Origin of the sequence: Streptomyces celluloflavus (genome assembly GCA_000720995.1) — a bacterium.
In the GTDB taxonomy this organism is placed as follows: Bacteria; Actinomycetota; Actinomycetes; order Streptomycetales; family Streptomycetaceae; genus Streptomyces; species Streptomyces celluloflavus.
Genome location: JOEL01000036.1, coordinates 85,091 through 102,726 on the forward strand (window position 1 = coordinate 85,091; position 17,636 = coordinate 102,726).

At 68.9% G+C, this 17,636-nt stretch carries 18 protein-coding genes and 1 pseudogene; 11 read left to right on the top strand and 8 right to left on the bottom strand.

The genetic code is table 11. The features are described from left to right. Positions 1–153 precede the first annotated feature (153 nt). Entirely contained in the window at positions 154–366 is a 213-nt protein-coding gene (locus tag IH09_RS26545; protein WP_052860003.1) for a hypothetical protein, read from the bottom strand. Between the two features lie 282 nt (positions 367–648). Between IH09_RS26545 and IH09_RS26550 the strand changes: the two genes are divergently transcribed. Then, a complete protein-coding gene (locus IH09_RS26550) occupies positions 649–1,488 on the top strand; it encodes an alpha/beta fold hydrolase (RefSeq protein ID WP_052860004.1) in 840 nt (279 codons plus the stop codon). A 122-nt stretch (positions 1,489–1,610) separates the two neighbouring features. On the opposite strand, the gene IH09_RS39335 is transcribed toward IH09_RS26550, so the two are convergent. Next, on the bottom strand, positions 1,611–1,910 hold the full coding sequence (locus IH09_RS39335; RefSeq protein WP_190233417.1) for a hypothetical protein: 300 nt from the start codon (positions 1,908–1,910) through the stop codon (positions 1,611–1,613). A 116-nt stretch (positions 1,911–2,026) separates the two neighbouring features. Between IH09_RS39335 and IH09_RS26560 the strand changes: the two genes are divergently transcribed. Continuing rightward, complete coding sequence (locus IH09_RS26560; protein WP_052860006.1) at positions 2,027–2,896, top strand: acyl-CoA thioester hydrolase/BAAT C-terminal domain-containing protein; 870 nt, start codon at positions 2,027–2,029, stop codon at positions 2,894–2,896. A 16-nt stretch (positions 2,897–2,912) separates the two neighbouring features. Here the strand turns inward: IH09_RS26560 and IH09_RS26565 are convergent. Continuing rightward, positions 2,913–3,130, bottom strand: a pseudogene (locus IH09_RS26565) (transposase); the annotation flags it as partial. 615 nt (positions 3,131–3,745) lie between these two features. After that, complete coding sequence (locus tag IH09_RS26570) at positions 3,746–4,156, bottom strand: organic hydroperoxide resistance protein (protein ID WP_052860007.1); 411 nt, start codon at positions 4,154–4,156, stop codon at positions 3,746–3,748. A gap of 137 nt (positions 4,157–4,293) precedes the next feature. Between IH09_RS26570 and IH09_RS26575 the strand changes: the two genes are divergently transcribed. The 4 genes from IH09_RS26575 to IH09_RS26590 all read left to right on the top strand — a co-directional run bounded on the left by IH09_RS26575 (position 4,294) and on the right by IH09_RS26590 (position 8,495). Next, entirely contained in the window at positions 4,294–4,746 is a 453-nt protein-coding gene (locus tag IH09_RS26575) for a MarR family winged helix-turn-helix transcriptional regulator (RefSeq protein ID WP_052860008.1), read from the top strand. 1,220 nt (positions 4,747–5,966) lie between these two features. After that, complete coding sequence (locus IH09_RS26580; protein WP_094792925.1) at positions 5,967–6,200, top strand: acyl carrier protein; 234 nt, start codon at positions 5,967–5,969, stop codon at positions 6,198–6,200. Continuing rightward, positions 6,197–7,438 carry a beta-ketoacyl-ACP synthase II gene (locus IH09_RS26585; protein ID WP_052860010.1) on the top strand — a complete coding sequence of 414 codons (1,242 nt, stop codon included), beginning with the start codon at positions 6,197–6,199 and terminating at the stop codon, positions 7,436–7,438. Before IH09_RS26580 ends, IH09_RS26585 begins: the two co-directional genes overlap by 4 nt. 157 nt (positions 7,439–7,595) lie before the next feature. Then, on the top strand, positions 7,596–8,495 hold the full coding sequence (locus IH09_RS26590) for an alpha/beta fold hydrolase (RefSeq protein WP_052860011.1): 900 nt from the start codon (positions 7,596–7,598) through the stop codon (positions 8,493–8,495). Positions 8,496–8,759: 264 nt separating this feature from the next. On the opposite strand, the gene IH09_RS39340 is transcribed toward IH09_RS26590, so the two are convergent. Beyond that, complete coding sequence (locus IH09_RS39340; RefSeq protein ID WP_205379035.1) at positions 8,760–9,089, bottom strand: recombinase family protein; 330 nt, start codon at positions 9,087–9,089, stop codon at positions 8,760–8,762. A 288-nt stretch (positions 9,090–9,377) separates the two neighbouring features. Then, entirely contained in the window at positions 9,378–10,106 is a 729-nt protein-coding gene (locus IH09_RS26600; protein ID WP_052860012.1) for a TetR/AcrR family transcriptional regulator, read from the bottom strand. A gap of 125 nt (positions 10,107–10,231) precedes the next feature. Here IH09_RS26600 and IH09_RS26605 point away from each other — a divergent pair, with 125 nt between their 5' ends. Next, positions 10,232–11,269, top strand: coding sequence for an amidohydrolase family protein (locus IH09_RS26605; protein WP_052860013.1), 1,038 nt, complete (start codon positions 10,232–10,234; stop codon positions 11,267–11,269). 139 nt (positions 11,270–11,408) lie between these two features. On the opposite strand, the gene IH09_RS39345 is transcribed toward IH09_RS26605, so the two are convergent. Further along, positions 11,409–11,567 carry a hypothetical protein gene (locus IH09_RS39345; protein WP_190233418.1) on the bottom strand — a complete coding sequence of 53 codons (159 nt, stop codon included), beginning with the start codon at positions 11,565–11,567 and terminating at the stop codon, positions 11,409–11,411. A gap of 610 nt (positions 11,568–12,177) precedes the next feature. Between IH09_RS39345 and IH09_RS26615 the strand changes: the two genes are divergently transcribed. The 4 genes from IH09_RS26615 (at position 12,178) to IH09_RS26630 (ending at position 16,580) form a co-directional block, all read left to right on the top strand. Then, positions 12,178–12,969: a transglycosylase SLT domain-containing protein gene (locus tag IH09_RS26615; RefSeq protein ID WP_110952600.1), complete on the top strand. Its 792-nt coding sequence runs from the start codon at positions 12,178–12,180 to the stop codon at positions 12,967–12,969. Positions 12,970–13,921: 952 nt separating this feature from the next. Beyond that, complete coding sequence (locus tag IH09_RS26620; RefSeq protein ID WP_052860015.1) at positions 13,922–14,509, top strand: transglycosylase SLT domain-containing protein; 588 nt, start codon at positions 13,922–13,924, stop codon at positions 14,507–14,509. Positions 14,510–14,843: 334 nt separating this feature from the next. Next, complete coding sequence (locus IH09_RS26625; RefSeq protein WP_052860016.1) at positions 14,844–15,698, top strand: lysozyme; 855 nt, start codon at positions 14,844–14,846, stop codon at positions 15,696–15,698. Positions 15,699–16,124: 426 nt separating this feature from the next. Continuing rightward, positions 16,125–16,580, top strand: a complete 456-nt coding sequence (locus tag IH09_RS26630; RefSeq protein ID WP_205379036.1) for a spore-associated protein A — start codon at positions 16,125–16,127, stop codon at positions 16,578–16,580. A 411-nt stretch (positions 16,581–16,991) separates the two neighbouring features. On the opposite strand, the gene IH09_RS26635 is transcribed toward IH09_RS26630, so the two are convergent. Next, positions 16,992–17,396, bottom strand: coding sequence for a VOC family protein (locus tag IH09_RS26635; protein ID WP_052860018.1), 405 nt, complete (start codon positions 17,394–17,396; stop codon positions 16,992–16,994). Positions 17,397–17,636 lie beyond the last annotated feature (240 nt).

Below are 17,636 nucleotides of genomic sequence, written 5' to 3' on the forward strand. Positions count from 1 at the left end.
GGTGCCCGGAATGCCCGTATCAGGCATCGGTCAGCCGTCACTCCCCGGGATAGATGGCGCACGCACGGACGACCACGCGTTCACGACCAGCCGGGACGGCCGGCCGGTCGCCGTGGGACGTGGTGTCAGCACTGCGGCGCGTGAACTCTGCCATCAGACGACGGGGCACGTCCGGAAGCACAGGGCCTCGCTGCGGGCGCTGACGCATATCGCGCCGCGGCACACCGCTCGGCGCAGGGCCGTGACGATGGGGCAGAAGTTGTCGATACCTGCGTGAAAGGTGCCGGAGCTGTACTCGTCCCGTTCGAAGGCGGTGACGAGGAGGAAATCGATGCGCTCCAGCACCAGGACCTCGATCGCCTTCACAGTCAGGGCTATGTCGGCGCCAGCCGGAGGCGAAGCCGAACGATATCCGTGGGGGCGTCCGCCAGTAGGTGTCGGAACTGGGCGGTGGCGGCAGGGCTGGGACGGTTCGCCCGATCACGGAGATCTGGTCTCTACGCTTCCGCGGTCGGCCACCACCGTGACGGGAAATCCGACCACACATCAGGTGCGTTACGGTGCTGAGGCGTTGAGCCTCGCTCAGCACACCAGCACCACGCGATTGGCACGGCTGGTCCATCGTCACGAGCGTAAGAGGGAGCCTTCATGCCCGAGCTGGAACTCTCGGCGGGAACCATCGACTACCAGGACACCGGTGGTGACGGCCCCGTGGTCGTTCTGCTGCACGGCGTCGCCATGGACGGTTCGCTCTGGCGCCACGTCGTCGCCGGGCTGCGGGACGACTTCCGCTGCGTCGTCCCCACCCTCCCGCTCGGCGGCCACCGCCGGCCGATGCGCCCGGACGCCGACCTGTCGATCCTCGGCGTCGCCCGGCTGGTGGACGAGTTCCTCGGGCGGCTCGATCTCAGCGATGTCACGCTGGTGCTCAACGACTGGGGCGGTGCACAGAGCCTTGTCGCCGACGGCCGCACGGCCCGCATCGGCCGACTCGTCATCACCTCCTGCGAAGCCTTCGACAACTACCCGCCCGGCCTGCCGGGCAGCAACCTGGTCACCTCCGCCAGGCTGCCCGGCGGCCTGGCCCTGGCCTTCAATCTGCTCCGCCTGAAGCCCATGCGCCGACTCCCGGTGACCTGGGGCTGGATGACCAAGCGGCCGGTACCGCCCGAAATCATGGACGCTTGGTTCCGGCCCCTGGTCAGCTCCGCCGAGGTACGTCGCGACCTGCGCAAATACGTCCTCAGCACCCCGCCTGAGGCCGAGCTGCTCACCTGGTCCGAGGCGCTTCGTACCTTCGACCGTCCCGCCCTTGTCGCCTGGGCCACCGAGGACCGCGTAATGCCTCCCTCTCACGGCCGCCGCCTCGCCGAGCTACTGCCGCAGGCCAAGCTCGTCGAGATCGCCGACAGCTACACCCTCATCCCTGAAGACCAGCCGGCCGTTCTCACCGCCCACCTGCGGGACTTCCTCGACGGCCCGTCGTGAGGCACCGAGAGCCCCTTCAGGTCGACGAAGCCGAAGGGTCTCTCGGTGCCTCACGGCCGCGGATATTTCACAAGCTCATTTCTCAGTACGCGAGCCAAGGCGCTTCCTCCGTCTGCCCTCGTCTAAGCGGTGGTCTCGGAGTGCGGCCGGCGCCATGACACGGCGGGATGGTCCGGATGGACCTCCGGACCATCCCGTACCTCGCGAGGCACCACTCGGAAGCGCTCGCCGCTCAGTCGCCACAGCGGCGGGTCGAGGAGCCAGACCAGGTCTTGTACCGGGACGCGCCGCAGCAGGAGATCCAGTCGCCACAGCTCATCGATACGCCATGGCACGAGTGGCAGCGCCTCCTTGAGGGCCAATGGCATCGACGCGATCAGGGCGTCACTGGACGCCGGCGGCGCCGCTCGGTCCGTCCCCATGGCCTCCCCTTCCCGTTCGTCGAGTTAGTGCCGCATCAGCCAACGTTTGCCCTTATGAGGCCGGGCTGTTCACTCCTGGGATGATTTCCGATACGTGTCCACCATGAGGGGGTCCAGTGGAGATCATCGAGCACGCGGTTAATGCGCACTGCGAGGGCGTGATGGTGGAGCCCGTCGGGGGCAGCACGGTGGGCGTGCTGGTGTTGGCTGGTTCGAGTGGCCGCGTCGAAACCGACCGCTGCCGCCTGTTCGCACGTACCGGGATGACCGCCCTGTCGATCCGATGGTTTGGCGGCGAAGGGCAGCCTGCGGGAATCTGCGAGATTCCGCTGGAGATCTTCAGCACCGCGATCGGTCTACTCCGGGCCAACGGGGTGGAGAGGACAGGTGTGCTCGGGGTGTCCAAGGGCGCCGAAGCTGCCCTGCTCCTCGCCATCCATGATCCGCGTGTTGCTGCGGTGGTCGCGTTGTCGCCCACCTCCGTGGTCTGGGCGAACGTTGGCCCCGGTTCCGACGGGAAGACCTACCCCTATCGCTCGTCGTGGACGTGGAGGGAGGAGCCTGTCCCGTTCGTCTCCTACGACGACAGATGGGCTCCCACGGAAGCGCAGGGGGAGCCCACTGCCTACCGAACGCTCTACGAGCGCAGCCGGCAGACCTTTGACGAGGCGGCGAGGCAGGCCGTGATCCCGATCGAGCAGTCCACCGCCGAGATTCTGCTCGTGGCGGGTGGTGACGATGAAATGTGGCCGTCGATGGTGTTCGCGCAGGAGTTGGCGTCACGCCGCGCTTCGGCGGGTCGCACTGCCAAGGTCATCAGCGCGGCCGCCGCCGGGCATCGCCCGCGGTTGCCAGGGGAAGGGCCGGCCGCTTCTTCCCACCGGTTCCGCTACGGCGGCACTGCCGCGGCCGACGCCGACCTCGGTGCGAAGGCATGGCCTGACATCGTGGGCGTGCTCGCAGGACCTGTTGTCCTGGGGAGCTGATCAGGCCGACCTGATGTCAGGCAACGTTCACCTTGGCCACGACCTGGCGGAGGCGCTCGTCAGCGGGTGTTTGTTCCGCCAGATGATGTATCGGCGGATCATGCTGCCCTGAGCCTTGTGGCTGGGGAGGTCGGGGCCACCGAGGGCGAAGTAACGCAGGGCGGCGAACTGGGCCTCGATGCGGTTGAGCCAGGAGTTGTTGGTCGGGGTGCAGGCGATCTCTACGTTGTTCGCCGCCACCCGTCCCAGGATTCGCAGGCCACAGGCTCTGCCGCACCCAGCCATTGCCGAACTTGGGTAGTTCATTGCCCCTCGCTCTGCTGCTCCCGCACTCGGGAATCGAGGGCAAGCGATGCAGCCTGCCCGCGCGGACCCGTACGCCCCGCGCCAGCCGAGCAATGCACGGCGGCCCGTGACGAGGCGATCCCCGGCCAGCCACCGTCGCCGCAGGTCGGGCGACTATGCACCGCACGCCCGCCGGACGGACCGATCGCGTACCCCAGAAAGGGCGCAGACGGGGAGGACGACGCGGACGGCATCGCGCGGATGCGACTGCACGGCGCCGCTGCGGCCAGCACACGGGTACGTACCACCCCAGGAACTACTTCGCTGGGGCCGGAACCCGACTCCGACCACCCGGATGCAGCGCAGTTCGACATCGTCATGCGGAACTCACAGCGCACCAAGCACACCTGCATCACAGTGCGGCGGCCCACCCCCGCACGCCCCGCAAAGGTGCTCCACTCACTGCGCGTGCGCTTCGCCTGGCCATCGCCCACCCGAGCCCCCTACAGAGCCTCGCGGGCGCATCGCAGGGGGCACCGTCGCGGACGCACAACAAACGGCCCTCTACTCGATGACGAGTTCGACGTCGATGTTGCCGCGGGTGGCCTTCGAGTACGGGCAGTACTGGTGGGTGGCCTCGACGAGCTGCCGGCCGGTGTCGCCGGCGAGGTTGTCCGGGAGTTCCACCCGCATGACGACGGCCAGGCCGAAGCCCGTGTCGTCCTTGCCGATGGAGACCTCGGCAGTCACCGAGACGTCCTTGGTGTCGATCTTCATCTGGCGTCCCACATTGCCCATCGCACTGGCGAAGCAAGCCGCGTACCCAGCGGCGAAGAGCTGCTCCGGATTGGTGCCCGCGCCGTTGCCTCCGAGCTCCGGGGGCATGGCCAGGGCGAGATCGATCTTGCCGTCCGAGCTGACGGCCCGGCCCTCGCGGCCGTTTGCGGTGGCGACAGCGGTGTACAGCGCGTCCATCACGGTTCCCCTTCGATAGCCCGGCGGCCGCTCCCGACCGCCCGATGGCCACAACGATGGCACATATCCGAGTTGCGGGCAACTAGATTGTGCACAATCAAATTATGCGCAATGGGCTAACGGGTTAGTGTGGAGCCATGACCCCGCTTCCGGTACCCGACGCCGAACTGCTCCGACTCGACCACCAGGTCTGCTTCTCGCTGCACGCCGCCTCACGCGCCTTCGGCGGCGTCTACCGGGACGCCCTCAAAGAGCTGGGCCTGACCTACCCCCAGTACCTCGTCATGCTGGTGCTCTGGGAACACGGTCCACAGCCCGTCAAGGCCATCGGCGAGCAGCTCCGGCTGGACTCCGGCACCCTCTCCCCGCTCCTCAAGCGCCTGGAGGCCGCGGGCCGGGTACATCGCGAGCGCAGCGCCGAGGACGAGCGCTCCGTTACCGTTCACCTCACCAAGGCCGGGGCGGACCTGCGTGAACGAGCCCTCCCGGTCCCCCGCAAGATCATGGCCGCGACCGGCCTCTCGATCGAGGAAATCCGTACCCTGCGGGGCCTGTTGAGACGCGCCACCGATTCCCTGGACAACGTCTGACAGCGCCGCGGACCCGTACATCGTCACGGCTCGGCCCCGGCTCTCATCTCCGAAGGCCCGATCTCGGACCGCGGCGTCGGAGAGCAGCCCCGGGGGCTCCCGCTCAGGTCTCAGGTGTCAGGTCTTGGATCCCAGCCGCCGAACCGGCCTCTGCCCCACCTTCGTACATGGCCAGGCCGGCCGCACCGCCCACGGATGGCGAATCGCAGACACTGGCCCCTGTGATCACGACGTCGACGAACATGGTGGCCAGCGGGTCCGGACAACCGCTGGTGGGGGGCGGCCGCTGGGAGGCGTACGGGCAGTCCGGGGTTCCGGATACGACATCCGCCCTCGAAGCGCGGCGGAATGGGCGTTGGCGAGTGCCAGCACACGTCCTCTGATAGTCGGACCCTGACGCGCAGCCCCGCTCCGCCGCCGGCACCTCGTTCGACGTCTTCTACGAAGTGGCCGCGCAGCGCCGGACGTCAGGTGCCACGACAACGACAGGCGACGCCCGGACATTTCTCGTCGAGGCACCCGCCGTTGGACCAGCGAAGGACCACCACCGAAACCCCACCAGACTGGAACCGAGCCGGCATCGAACCGGCATTGACCCGCCGTAGGGCGTGCGCAGAGCCGACGCGGAACCAGCGCAGAGCCGACGCCGCTCCGGATAACCCCGCTCTCACCCGGCACCGTCGATTGCGATTCGCCGTCCGACGCGACGGGAGCGGACAGAGACGCCTCCCCCGCCGCTCCGCGGAACGGAATCCGGCCCACCGGATCGGTGCCCCGAACGATCTGATGACGGGACGATCAAGAGCTGAAGGCGACAGCCCGGAGACCGTCAACGTCCGGACCGCACCTTCCGTCCGGCCGTACCTCCCACCCGGTCCCACCCGGTCCCATCCGGTCCCATCCGGTCCCATCCGGTCCCATCCGGTCCCATCCGGTCCCGTCCCGACCGCACCTCTCGTCCCGCTCATACCTCCCTTCCGGGCCGTACCTTCGCGTCGGCCCGCGGCGTTAGGACAGGCAGATGCCCTCCGCGGTGTGTGCACAGGGGGCCGCGCGCCCCTCGCGCCTCATGGTTCGCTCGTCACCCCATTGAGCTACCAAGGTTGGGGAGTCTTCGGGACGAAGGCGTATAAAGGGTGGCCGAACAAGCCCGAGCCGCCTGCGAGCACCCGCCAGGACGCGGTTGGCAGCATCGCCTACGAAAAGCGGAGGAGTGCCACGTGATTGCGGCAGAAGTTGTCAGCGCCTTGCTGGTCCAACGATTCGGAGCAGACCCGGCCGATGTCACCACCGAGACTCCGCTGCGCAAACTGCGGATGGACTCCCTGGCCCTGGAAGAGCTTCGGCTGCTCATCGAGGACCGGCTGGACATCGACCTCGAAGAGGTGGCCCTGACATCCCGGGACACGGTGGGCCAGCTGGTGTCGGCCGTCGACGGCAAAGTCGCCGCGTGACGGCCCGCCGGACACCGTTCTCCGCAGCGGTGACAGGACTGGGACTGGTGACCGCGGCGGGCGTGGGGGCGAAAGCCACCTGGCATTCCGTGACTCAGGATTCCGCGCCGAGCGGAGTGCGGCCACAGGCGGAACTCGCCGATCTGCCTTGCGACTTCATGTACACCATCGACGGTCTGGACACCACCGCGATCCTCGGCATCGCCGCCCAGCGGCTGATGGACCGCTTCGCGCAGCTCGCGGTGATCGCCGCGCGGGAAGCCGTCGCGGACGCCGGGCTGGACCAAAACACCTGGGACAGCAGCCGGGTCGCGGTCGTCATCGGCTCCGCACACGGCGGACTGCCCTTCTACGACCAGCAGCATGTCCTCATGTCGGGGCGCGGCGCACGCCGGGTCTCCCCCAAACTCGCTCCGCTGGCCGTGGTCAACAGCGCCGCCAGCAGTGTCTGTATGGACCTCGGCGCACACGGCCCCAGTCTGGGCGTGGCGACCGCATGTTCCTCCGGCACCGTCGCGCTGGGCACCGCGCACCAGCTGCTGCGCGCCGGGGTCTGCGATATCGCCATCGCGGGCGGTGCGGAGTCGGTGTGCTCGCGGCTGCTGGTCGCCAGCGCCTGCCAGATGAAGGCGGTCTCCACCCGTCGGGAGGACCCGGCCGCGGCCTGCCGGCCGTTCGACGTGGCGCGGGACGGCTTCGTCATCGGCGAAGGCGCCGGAATCCTGGTACTGGAGCGGCCCGAGCACGCCAGGGCCCGCGGGGCGGCCGTCCGCGCCCAGGTCTCGGGGTACGGCGCGTCGAGCGATGCGTACGCGGCCGTCGCACCGGACCCGGACGGCAAGGGGATCGAGCGGGCACTGCGTACCGCGCTGGCGGACGCGGACATCGCGGCCGGCGATGTCGGCCATGTCAACGCGCACGGCACCTCGACGGTCATCAACGACCTCATCGAGGCCACCGCGCTGGGACGGGTCCTCGGCGACCACCCCCTGGTCACGTCCACCAAGGCGATGACCGGGCACACGCTGGGCGCCGCCGGCGGTATCGAGACGGCGCTGACCGTGCTCGCCCTGGAGGAGCAGTTGGTGCCGCCGACCGTCAATCTCGATGTGCCGGATCCAGAGATCCCGGTCGAGATCGTCCGCAGAGAGGCCCGCCCCGCGACGTTCGACTGCGCGGTCAAGACATCGCTCGGTTTCGGCGGGCACAACGCCGCGCTCGTGCTGACCCGCGGCTAGCACACCGCACGGCGCGCGCCGTCCGCGGTCGGTACCGCCGTCCGCGATCGGTGCGCGCCGCGCCTCGTTTCGCACCCGCCGACCGTGGCGGCCGGAACCGCGTCGGCGCACGCCGGCGCCACCCGCTCCCGACGGTCTCCCCGAGAAGGAACCCACCATGTCCGAGGAAACGATCCGCTCCTTGTCCGTGAGCGGCGTGCGCTACTCCTACCGGCGCTTGCGGCAGCCGGACCGGCGCACCGAACCGGTCATGACGCTGGGCGGCGCGCTGCAGGGGATGTTCGGCTGGCCGCAGATGGACGACCGGGTGGGACCGGTGGCGGACGTCGTCACCGCCGACCTGCCCGGCATGGGGAGCGCCGATCCGCTGCCACCGGGGCCGAGCGCCGACCTCCTGTGCGCGGCGATCGAGCGCATCATCGTCGACCTGGACGTCCCGCGGATCAATCTCTTCGGTTTCTCCTACGGCGCGGGCCTCGCCTACGGCTGCGCCCAGCGCTTCCCCGGGCGCATCGCGCGGCTGGCCCTCGGCGGTGTGCCGGCACACATCAGCGCCGCGCAGCTGGACCAGTGGCAACGGGCCGCCGAGCATCTCGCGCACGGCGACACCGACACGTTCGCCACGATGGTCACCGAAGGGCTGATGTGCCTCGACGAGCACCGGTACGTCGCGCATCGCAGGCTGGCCTACCGCTACGTCCGGCGGTCGATGCTGCACGCGGCCCGCCACTCACCGCACGCCGTCGACTCGCTGCGTCGCGCACTGACGGACCGGCCGGACTTCTCCGGCGGTCTGACCGGAGTACCGACACTCGTCTTCAGTGGTGAGCACGACACGGTGACCTCCCCCGCACGCCAGCGCGACTTCGCGGCCACCATCGCGGGCAGCCGCTTCCTCACCGTCCCCGACGCGGACCACTGGGTGGTGCTCGAACGCCCGCAGGACGTAGCCGACTTAACCGCCCGCTTCTTCACCGACGGGCCGCTCAGCTCGGCCCCCTGCCTCGCACCGGCCGTACGCGGGGAACTGTCGGCTGGCGACCCGGCCTGTGTGTGAGCGCATAGCGGGGTGGTGGAGAGGGTGCCCCGTGCCCCTACTGTTCGACGTACTCGCGGGACCGAGTCGGCGCAATATCCTCGGTCTGCTGCTGGAGCGCCCGATCTGGCCGGCGAGCTCACGCGGCGGATCGGACTGAGCCGCCTCCGAGCAGTTGCGGGTGGCGCGCGAGGCCGGGCCCGCCCAGGTCCGGGGGGATGCGCAGGCCCGCTGATACGAGCCGCTGCCCGAGCCGCCAGTCGGACTCGGTGCCTGGCTCGCGCTCTACCGGCGTCCGTGGCCCCGGAGCCTCGGTGACCTCAAACCGCATCTCGACGTCTTCATCAGCTCGGCCGCGTTGCCCGCGAGGCGCTTGAGCTCGTGGACGGTGAGGATGACCGGCGTATCGGGCGCGGCCTCTTTGAACTGGCGGGCCTGCGCGAGTGCCTTCGCCAGCTCGGGCCGGACCTTGACCCGGGTGCTGATCTGCTCCTTGAAAACCTCGTGGCACTCCGCCCGGTGGAGGGGTTCGAGCTGGCTCGCCAGCTCCTGCCGGGCGGTCGGCGTACGGGCGTACCCGATCCGGATCGGCCGCTCCGCGCGGGGCGCGGGCACGACGGCGAGCGCGGGGCCCTGCTTCCACGCGCGGCCGGGGTGCCGGTCGACGGGAACGGGGATCTCCAGTTCCTCGCGGAGCGCGGGGGCGGGGATGGGGACGAAGCGACGGTCTTCCGCCGCCGGTGCGGCAGGCGCTGCCGGCGAGTCGCCCTGATCGTCCGCAGCTGCTGCCGGTGGGCGACCGGGGCCACTTCGACAGGCAGGCGCATACGGTGCTCGCCTTGTCCGGCCTTGTGTGGCGGCTCGCTGCCCGCGCCGCCGCGCCCCTGCCCGTTGACCGAGCGGCTATGCGGACAGTCGCCGGAGCCATTCCGTCAGGAGTTGCTGTTCGGCGTGGCTGAGGGCGTTCTGGCCGGGCAGTGCTGCGCGCAGGGCACGGGCAGCGCCGGCCGGCCCCGGTTCCTGCACGGCCGGTTCCTGGGTGGTGATGGTGGTGATCATCGATTCGCGCAATGCGGCGAGGAGTGCGGGGTCTCGCTCGGGCTCGGGCACGGACAGCCAGGTCAGGACGGCGCCGCCGGCGGTGGCGTGGACGATCTGGGCCGCGAGGCCCTCTTCCACACGCAAGAGGCCCGCGGCGGCGATGCGGCGGATTCGCTCCATGAGGAGTTCGAGGCCGATCCGGAAGATGGCGGTGGACCGGGTGGGTTCGCCGTACATCAGCGTGTACAGCGCGGGGTTGTCCAGCCCGAACCCGACCACGATGTCCCAGCCGTCGCGCAGTTCCTTGACCGGGTCCTGCGGGGCGGGATCAATCTGCTGCTTGGCGGCCAGGAACCGGGTGAAGCCGTACTCGGCCACCGCGTCCAGCAGCCCCTCCTTGTCACCGAACAGCCGGTACAGGGCCGGCGGCTGCAGGCCGGCGGCGTCGGCGACCGCCCGGGTGGTGACCGCATCGCGACCCCCACGCTCCAGCAGGTCTATCGCGGCGTCGATGACCCGGCGGCGCGTCTGCTCTCGCGCGGAGGTGCCGGGCTCCGCGGTACGTCGCGCAAGGGTCGGTTCAACAGGCATGGATCAACGATAACGTCATCTGGACAGAGGCGCTATCGCCGTTACCTCTTTCATGTTTACACCGATAGTATCGACGATGGTGTTGAAACAGTTCCACTGGAAACATCAGTGCGAGGAGAACCATCATGTCCGACCGTTTGCGGATCATCGGGGTGGAAGAGACCGTCGTGGTACCGGCCGTCTACGAGGCGTACCAGCGGGCCGGATCTCCGCGGGTTTTCTCGCGTGGCTTCGGGGACAGCCCGATCGCAAAGAATCTGCACGGGGTTGGTGAGCAGCGGCTGGCGCACATGGACGACCAGGGCATCGATATCGCCGTGCTGTCCCTGTCGTCTCCGGGCGTGCAGGACCTGCCGGAGGCCGACGCCGTCGCGGTGGCCCGCGAGGCCAACGACCAGCTTGCCGGGATCGTCGCCTCCCGGCCCGACCGCTTCCAAGCGTTCGCCGCGATTCCCACCCAGTCACCGGCCGCGGCCGCGGCCGAGCTGGAGCGCGCCGTGTGCGAGCTCGGCTTTCCCGGAGCCATGCTGTACGGCCGCACCGGGGACAAGCTGGCCGACCACCCGGACAACGACGAGCTGTACGCGACCGCCGAGCGGCTGGCCGTGCCGTTGCACTTCCACCCGCAGACACCGGTCCAGCCCGTCATCGACGCCTACTACTCCGACCTCCCGGACCCCATGGGCCCCGTGCTGGCCGGGGCCGGACTCGGCTGGTACTACGACCTCGGCGTCCAGTACCTGCGCATGATCTTCTCGGGTGTCTTCGACCGGTTCCCCGACCTGCAGGTGATCGCCGGGCACTGGGGCGAGGTCGTGATGTTCTACCTCGACCACACCGGCTTCTTCGGCGAGGCAGGCCGTTTGCGGCAGCCCCTCGCCGACTACTTCAAGCAGAACTTCTGGGTCGCCGGCAGCGGTACCAACAGCCCCCGCTATCTGCGCTGGACCGCCGAGGTGATGGGCACCGACCGGATGCTGTACTCCACCGACTACCCCTTCACCTACGGCTTCCGCCCCGGCGGCTTCCCCTACGTAGACACCAGCAACGGTGAAGCCCGCTCCTTCCTGGAGAACTCGCCCTTCACCGACGAGCAGAAGGCCGACATCGGCCACCGCAACTGGGAACGCCTCACCGCCCGCGCCAAGCGCCCGTCGGCCTGAAGCACCGCCCACAGGGGCCGGCCGGAATGCCACCACGCGCTCCGGCCGGCCCCGCCGTCAATCCCCGGCACCGGCCACAGCGAAGGCGCCACAGCGCCTCTCCTCACTCCCCGGCCCGCCACCTCGCCCCGGACGACGATCAAGCTCCCGGCAAGAGGCGCCGAGAGGGCGTCTGCTCCAGGTCGTCCTCGGGCACCGGCGAGACCACCGGCGCGGCCTCGGTCATCACCGCCTCCGGGGGCGCGTCCTCCTCGAATTTCCCGTACGAAGCCGTCCCCTCGCCGGTCGAGAACTCCACCGGCATAGATCTGACGCCAACGACGACCGCAGCCGGCCAGCGATCTTCCGCCGAACTCCACCGTCGGGCCGACCGCCTTTGCTGGAAGCCCCTGATCACCGGCTCAGCGCTAACCGCTGTACTGATGTGCCCCAAGGCCGTATGTGACGCGCCGCAAATACCTCTCCCCCGTGCAATTCCCTACTTGGGGCAGATACGCAGTCGGGGAGATCCTTTCGCCGATCGGGGAGTTTTCTCGTCACCGCAGGCGGCAGCGCGGTGCGTGAGCCAGGTAACTTCCGCATGTTGTGACAGGGGGTGGCGGAGCCCTGCCGGGTGACGCCAAGCACAGGGCGTACATCACGTACGAGCTTTCGTAGTCGATACCATTCCGGGCCCGCTCAGGGAATACGGGCCATAATCCCGGCTATCGACACCCATCTCACGAAGATGGGTAGTACGTCACATCTTTGCCACCGTCTCGGACAAGCGCTAACCATGTTTCCGGTAGCACCGAGAACGAGCCAGCGACTTCCGCCAGAGCAGGCGAACGCGGCCATGACCCTCGGTCCCACACGTGCCACCGAAGGCCGCCTCCCGCCCCACAAGCACCTGGAAGAGGTCACCCCGCATGCCCAGTTTCTCTCTGCCCCGCCCCGCCCGCATCACCCGCACGCACAAGATCTCCGCGGCGCTGGTGGCCACCGCGAGCTGCGCGGCCGCCCTCGCCTTCACCGCGGCGCCCAGCGACGCCGCCACCGTGGCGTCGAGCGCGCCCTCCGTGGTCAAGCCGGTCAGCGCCAATGGGCTGCCGATCGCGCCGAAGGCCGTCGCCGGCGCGGCTGACGGGGCGGACAGTTCGTCCGTCGCCGACGGCATCAAGGTGACCGCCGTCGCCAAGCAGGACGTCGCCGCGCAGCAGGCCGCCAAGAGCGCCGGCGCGGGCGAGTCCGTCGCCGCCGCGCCCAAGGCAGCGCCGAAGGCCACCGCTCCTACGCGCTACGCGGACAACCTCGACGGCTGGATCCGTACCTCCCTCGACATCATGCAGTCCAAGGGCATACCCGGCAGCTACGAGGGCCTGCACCGCAACATCATGCGCGAGTCCAGCGGCAACCCCAACGCCGTGAACAACTGGGACATCAACGCCATCAACGGAATCCCCTCCAAGGGACTCCTCCAGGTGATCCAGCCCACCTTCGACACCTACCACGTCGAAGGCACCGCCAAGAACCTCACCGACCCCATCGCCAACATCACCGCCGCCGCCAACCCATCGCCGTTTCTGTCGTTCCCCCTCTACGCCTTCGTGGCGTTTCGGCCGGGTGTCAGAATCCGCGGTCGTGATGCGGTGAACCGCCGCCGAAGAGGGCGCCGAGCAGGTCGCCCGCGAAATGGAGACCGGCCCTTTCCCTGGGGGTGAGGTCCGCGTCATCGGCAGGCGCTGCGGCCGCGGCACCGGTAGCGAGGAATACCGCGGTGAGAAGGCCCGTGAGAATTACGGCGAGACGACGAAGCATGTTCATTTCCCTACGGTGAGTGACTGCTGAGAGTGGTCCCACTTTCCGGGAAGGGGGAACGGCCGGCCATTCGACAGCCCGGTCGCTGCTACGAACGGACCAGCATCGCCGCCTTATCGCGGTATGTCCGCTTCGTTATCGCGGTACAGCCTCTCCGCCTTACAGCGGCTCTCACCACACGGGCGGCATACCTGCCTCCATACCGGCCTCAATGCCGATCTCAGAGCCGATCGCGGAGCCGATCTCGCGGTTTGGCCCGCCGTTGCCGTTGCGCTGTCGCGTCTCATGGGGACTGACACCCGTGCGAACTCTTTCCGGTCAAGGACGGTCCACGGCAGTACAGAGCGACAGAGGCGATGGAAGGCAGCGGTGGCCAATCGAATCCGGTCGCCACGCCCGCACTCTCGGCTTCATCCGGCACCGAGGCGGCGAAAGCGGCGGAGGCGGCGCGGTCGAAAGAAGCCGTGAACGAGACAGCTGAGGCGGACGAGACCCGCATTCCGCAGGTGAAGCAGGTCACTTCGGGGTGCCACCGGAAGGGGGTCCGAAACCCCCGCCAGGTGATGCGGCGCACAGGAGCCACGTCACGTACGAACCCGGCTAGTCGCGATGATTCCGGCCCTACACCGCCAAACAAGGCCACAAACTCGGACATCTCGGACTATCTCACGAAGATAGGTAGTACGTCACACCTTTGCCACCGCCCCCGAGCCGCGTTAACCATAGTTCGAGCAGCACCGAGAACGAGCCTGCGACTTCCGCCAGAGCGGCGAACGCGGCTACGACCCTCGGTCTCACACGCGCCGCCGAAGGCCGTCTCCCCGCCCGACAAGCACCTGGAAGAGGTCACTCCGCATGCTCAGCTTCAACCTGCCCCGCACCGCCCGCATCACCCGCACCACCCGTGCCCACAAGGTCGCCACCGTCGTCCTGGTCGCCGCCGGCGCCACCACCGCCCTGACCGCCACGGCGCAGCCCAGCCACGCGCAGACCACCGCCTCCCATGCAGCGGCCGCGGTCAAGCCCGTCAGCGCCAACGGCCTGCCCGCCGCGCCGAAGGCCGACGCCGGCACGACCGACGGGGCGAACAACTCGTCCGTCGCCGACAGCATCAAGGTGACCGCCGTCGCCAAGCAGGACGACGCCGCCAAGAAGGCCACCCAGCACCCGGACAATCTCGACGGCTGGATCCGCACATCCCTCGACATCATGCACTCCAAGGGCATACCCGGCAGCTACGAGGGCCTGCAGCGCAACATCATGCGCGAGTCCAACGGCAACCCCAACGCCGTCAACGACTGGGACGTCAACGCCGTCAACGGAATCCCCTCCAAGGGGCTCCTCCAGGTGATCCAGCCCACCTTCGACACCTACCACGTCGAAGGCACCGCCAAGAACCTCACCGACCCCATCGCCAACATCACCGCCGCCGCCAACGGCTGACAAGAGCACATCGACGTAGACGGCGAAGCGGCGGAATGGCGCGTTCGCCGCTGCGCACAGGAGCGGGCCCCGGTATACCGGGGCCCGTTTCTGCGTGCGCCGTGACCACCGTGGGTCCGGGTTGGATCAGATCTGCCCCGATCCGGTCCGGGTCAGATCGGGCCGCCAGGAGCGGTTATGACGGCCAGACGGGTGACAAGGCCGGGCCCGTCGGCAGCCTGACGGCCTGTTGGGTCAGGAGAGTGAGCAGTTGAGCGTATAAGTCTTCTTATCGGCAGGATTCTGCTCAAAAACTGCCGAACCTGACCCAACCGAAGGCTCTCGGAGGCACGCGATGCCCTTGCGCAGATCCGGTCCGGCCCGCCGCACACTCCCCCTTGCGGCCGGAACTCTCGCTTCTCTCTTCTCCGTGCTCGTTCTGCCCCTCGCGCTGCCCGGCACCGCTGGAGCGGCGGATACGAGGAAGGTCCCCGCCCACCCGGAGCAGGACTGGATGGGCTCCACGATCGCCGCCCACGAGGGCGGCCAGCGCGCCACCGGCTCCGAGCCGCGGACCACGTCCGCGAATGTGTCCGGCGTGGACGTCTCCAGCCACAACGGCGACGTCGACTGGCCGGCGATGCGCGAGAGCGGTGTGCGCTTCGCGTACGTCAAGGCCACGGAGGGCACGGGCTACAAGAACCCGTACTTCACCCAGCAGTACAAGGGCGCCTACGACGCCGACATGATCCATGGCGCGTACCACTTCGCGCTGCCCGACCACTCCAGCGGTGCCGAGCAGGCGACGTACTTCGCCCACCACGGCGGCGGCTGGACCAAGGACGGCAAGACGCTGCCCGGGGCGCTCGACATGGAGTACAACCCCTACGGCGACACCTGCTACGGCAAGAGCGCCTCGGCGATGGTCAGCTGGATCGCGGAGTTCTTCAGGACCTATCGGGAGAAGACCGGCCGCGACGCGATCATCTACACCTCCGCCAACTGGTGGAAGCAGTGCACCGAGGAGTCCGGCAAGTTCGGCAAGACGAACCCGCTGTGGGTCCCGCGGTACGGCACGTCGGTGGGCACACTGCCGGCCGGCTGGAAGTACCACACCATCTGGCAGTACACGTCCACGGGCCAGACTGTCGGCGACCGCAACCGCTTCAACGGCGCCTACAGCCGCCTCAAGGCGCTCGCGAACGGCTGACGGCTCTCGCGAACGGCCGCCCCGGCGGCCCACCGGCACGGCCGGTCCCCGGCACCCGAGGAGGTGCCGGGGACCGGCCGTTGCCGCTCCGGTCGTGGTCCTGTGGAGCGACGGGCGGGGACATGCGAAGCGAGTGCCGCGTGACGGCCGGAAGATCGGTCGGTCAGGCGGTCGGGCAGTCGGGCCGCGTCGATTTCATCATCATCTTTGGCGGATTTTTCCATCATCAACTCTTGGCGGAGAGCGGGCAATTCGCGCTGAGGTGGGATAACGCGCTGCGCGGAGACTCCACTTGAGATGTGGGGAGCGCGGCTGCCGGAGGGGCGGGTGGAACGTCGCCGGCGGGAGTACAACCATCCCCGGCCGGCCGGTGTCCAACACTGCGAAAAGGCCACGCGAAGTACCTCACCCAACGGGGGTATTCCCATGAAGCGTTCCCGGACCATGGCAGGATCCGCGGTGCTCGCCCTGGCGAGTATCGCCACGATGGCGACGGCCACCACGGCGTCGGCCGCTCCGGCGCGCACCACCGCCGCGTACAACGGCGCTTGTGGAAGCGGCTACAGCGTAGTGAATTCCGTACCCGTCAGCGGAAAGGGAACGGTGTATCTGACGTACAGCGCGAAGACCGGGAAGAACTGCGTCATCACGCAGCGGAACAACACCGGCAAGGCCGTACACATATACGCCTATCTCGAAACGACCGAGCCGAACTCCACCACCGTTCAGGACAGGGGAAATTACACGTCCTACGCGGGACCGATCTACCTGGCCGCCAAGGGCCGATGTGTGAACTGGGGCGGCACGATCGAGACCGTCGGCGCCGACATCTCCGGGTCGAACTGCGGCCGGCTGGCCGCCGGGACGGTGACGCACCACTGAGCGGATTACGACGGCGGGTTCCCGGGCATCGCGCGCCCGGGGGCCCGCCGTTCGCGTAGCGACCGTCCGCCGAGGGGCGCCGGCCCGGGACCAGGCTCGCCGGACGGGGCGGCAGCCGATCACCGTGACGCCCTCCTGCCAGAGCACGGAGGGCTTCGGACCCGTCCTGCGGAGGGCACAAACCCGGTGGCGCCCGGCGCCGGTCCGATTTCCCCAGCCTTCGCTCGCTGCCCTTAAATGCCGTACGGGCCAGGCAAGTTGGAGGGGCGGAGAGCGGGTGGTGCGGGCCTCACCGGTCCGCACCACGTCTCACCGGGGCCGGTCCGCCTCGTGAGCGGTCCGCCACACCAGCCATTCCCTCACCGGCCGTTCCCTCATCGGCCGTTCACCGCACGGGCACGGCAGTGCGGTTCACGCGTCCGATGGTGCCGTTCCGTGGCTGCCGTACGGCTGGGTGAGGATTTCCATACCGTGGCCGGACGGGTCCAGGAAGTACACGCCGCGCCCGCCGTGGTGGTGGTTGATCTCGCCCGGCTGCCGTATGTGGGGGTCTGCGTAGTACGCGATCCCGGCGTCCTGGATACGGGCGAAGGCCGCGTCGAACTCTTCCTCCGAGACGAGGAAGGCGTAGTGCTGCGCGCGGATCAACTCGGGGTCGGCGGTGGCGAAGTCCAGGGTGACGCCGTTGTCGGTGGCGACAGGGACGAAGGGGCCCCACGCCGTACCGACCCGCAGATCAAGGATGTTCGCCAGAAATTCGGCGGAAGCCCGGTTGTCTTGGGCGAAAACGATGGTGTGGTTCAACTCGACTGACACGGTGCAATGCCTCCAGAAGGCATCTACCGGGCACCTCCACGCCTCACCCGGCCGGTGACCGACGCGCGATGCCGTACCGTGATTCCACCATGATCCATTGCGGTTGTCACAGGCGGGCCCGCCCCCGGCCGGTCCGTCCCGGACGCCGTGTGCGGCGCCGAAGTCCCAGCGGCGCAACCGCTCCCGGCCCGCGCCCCGATCCGCTTCGGTGCGGGGTGCAGCAGGCACGGAGCGCAACCG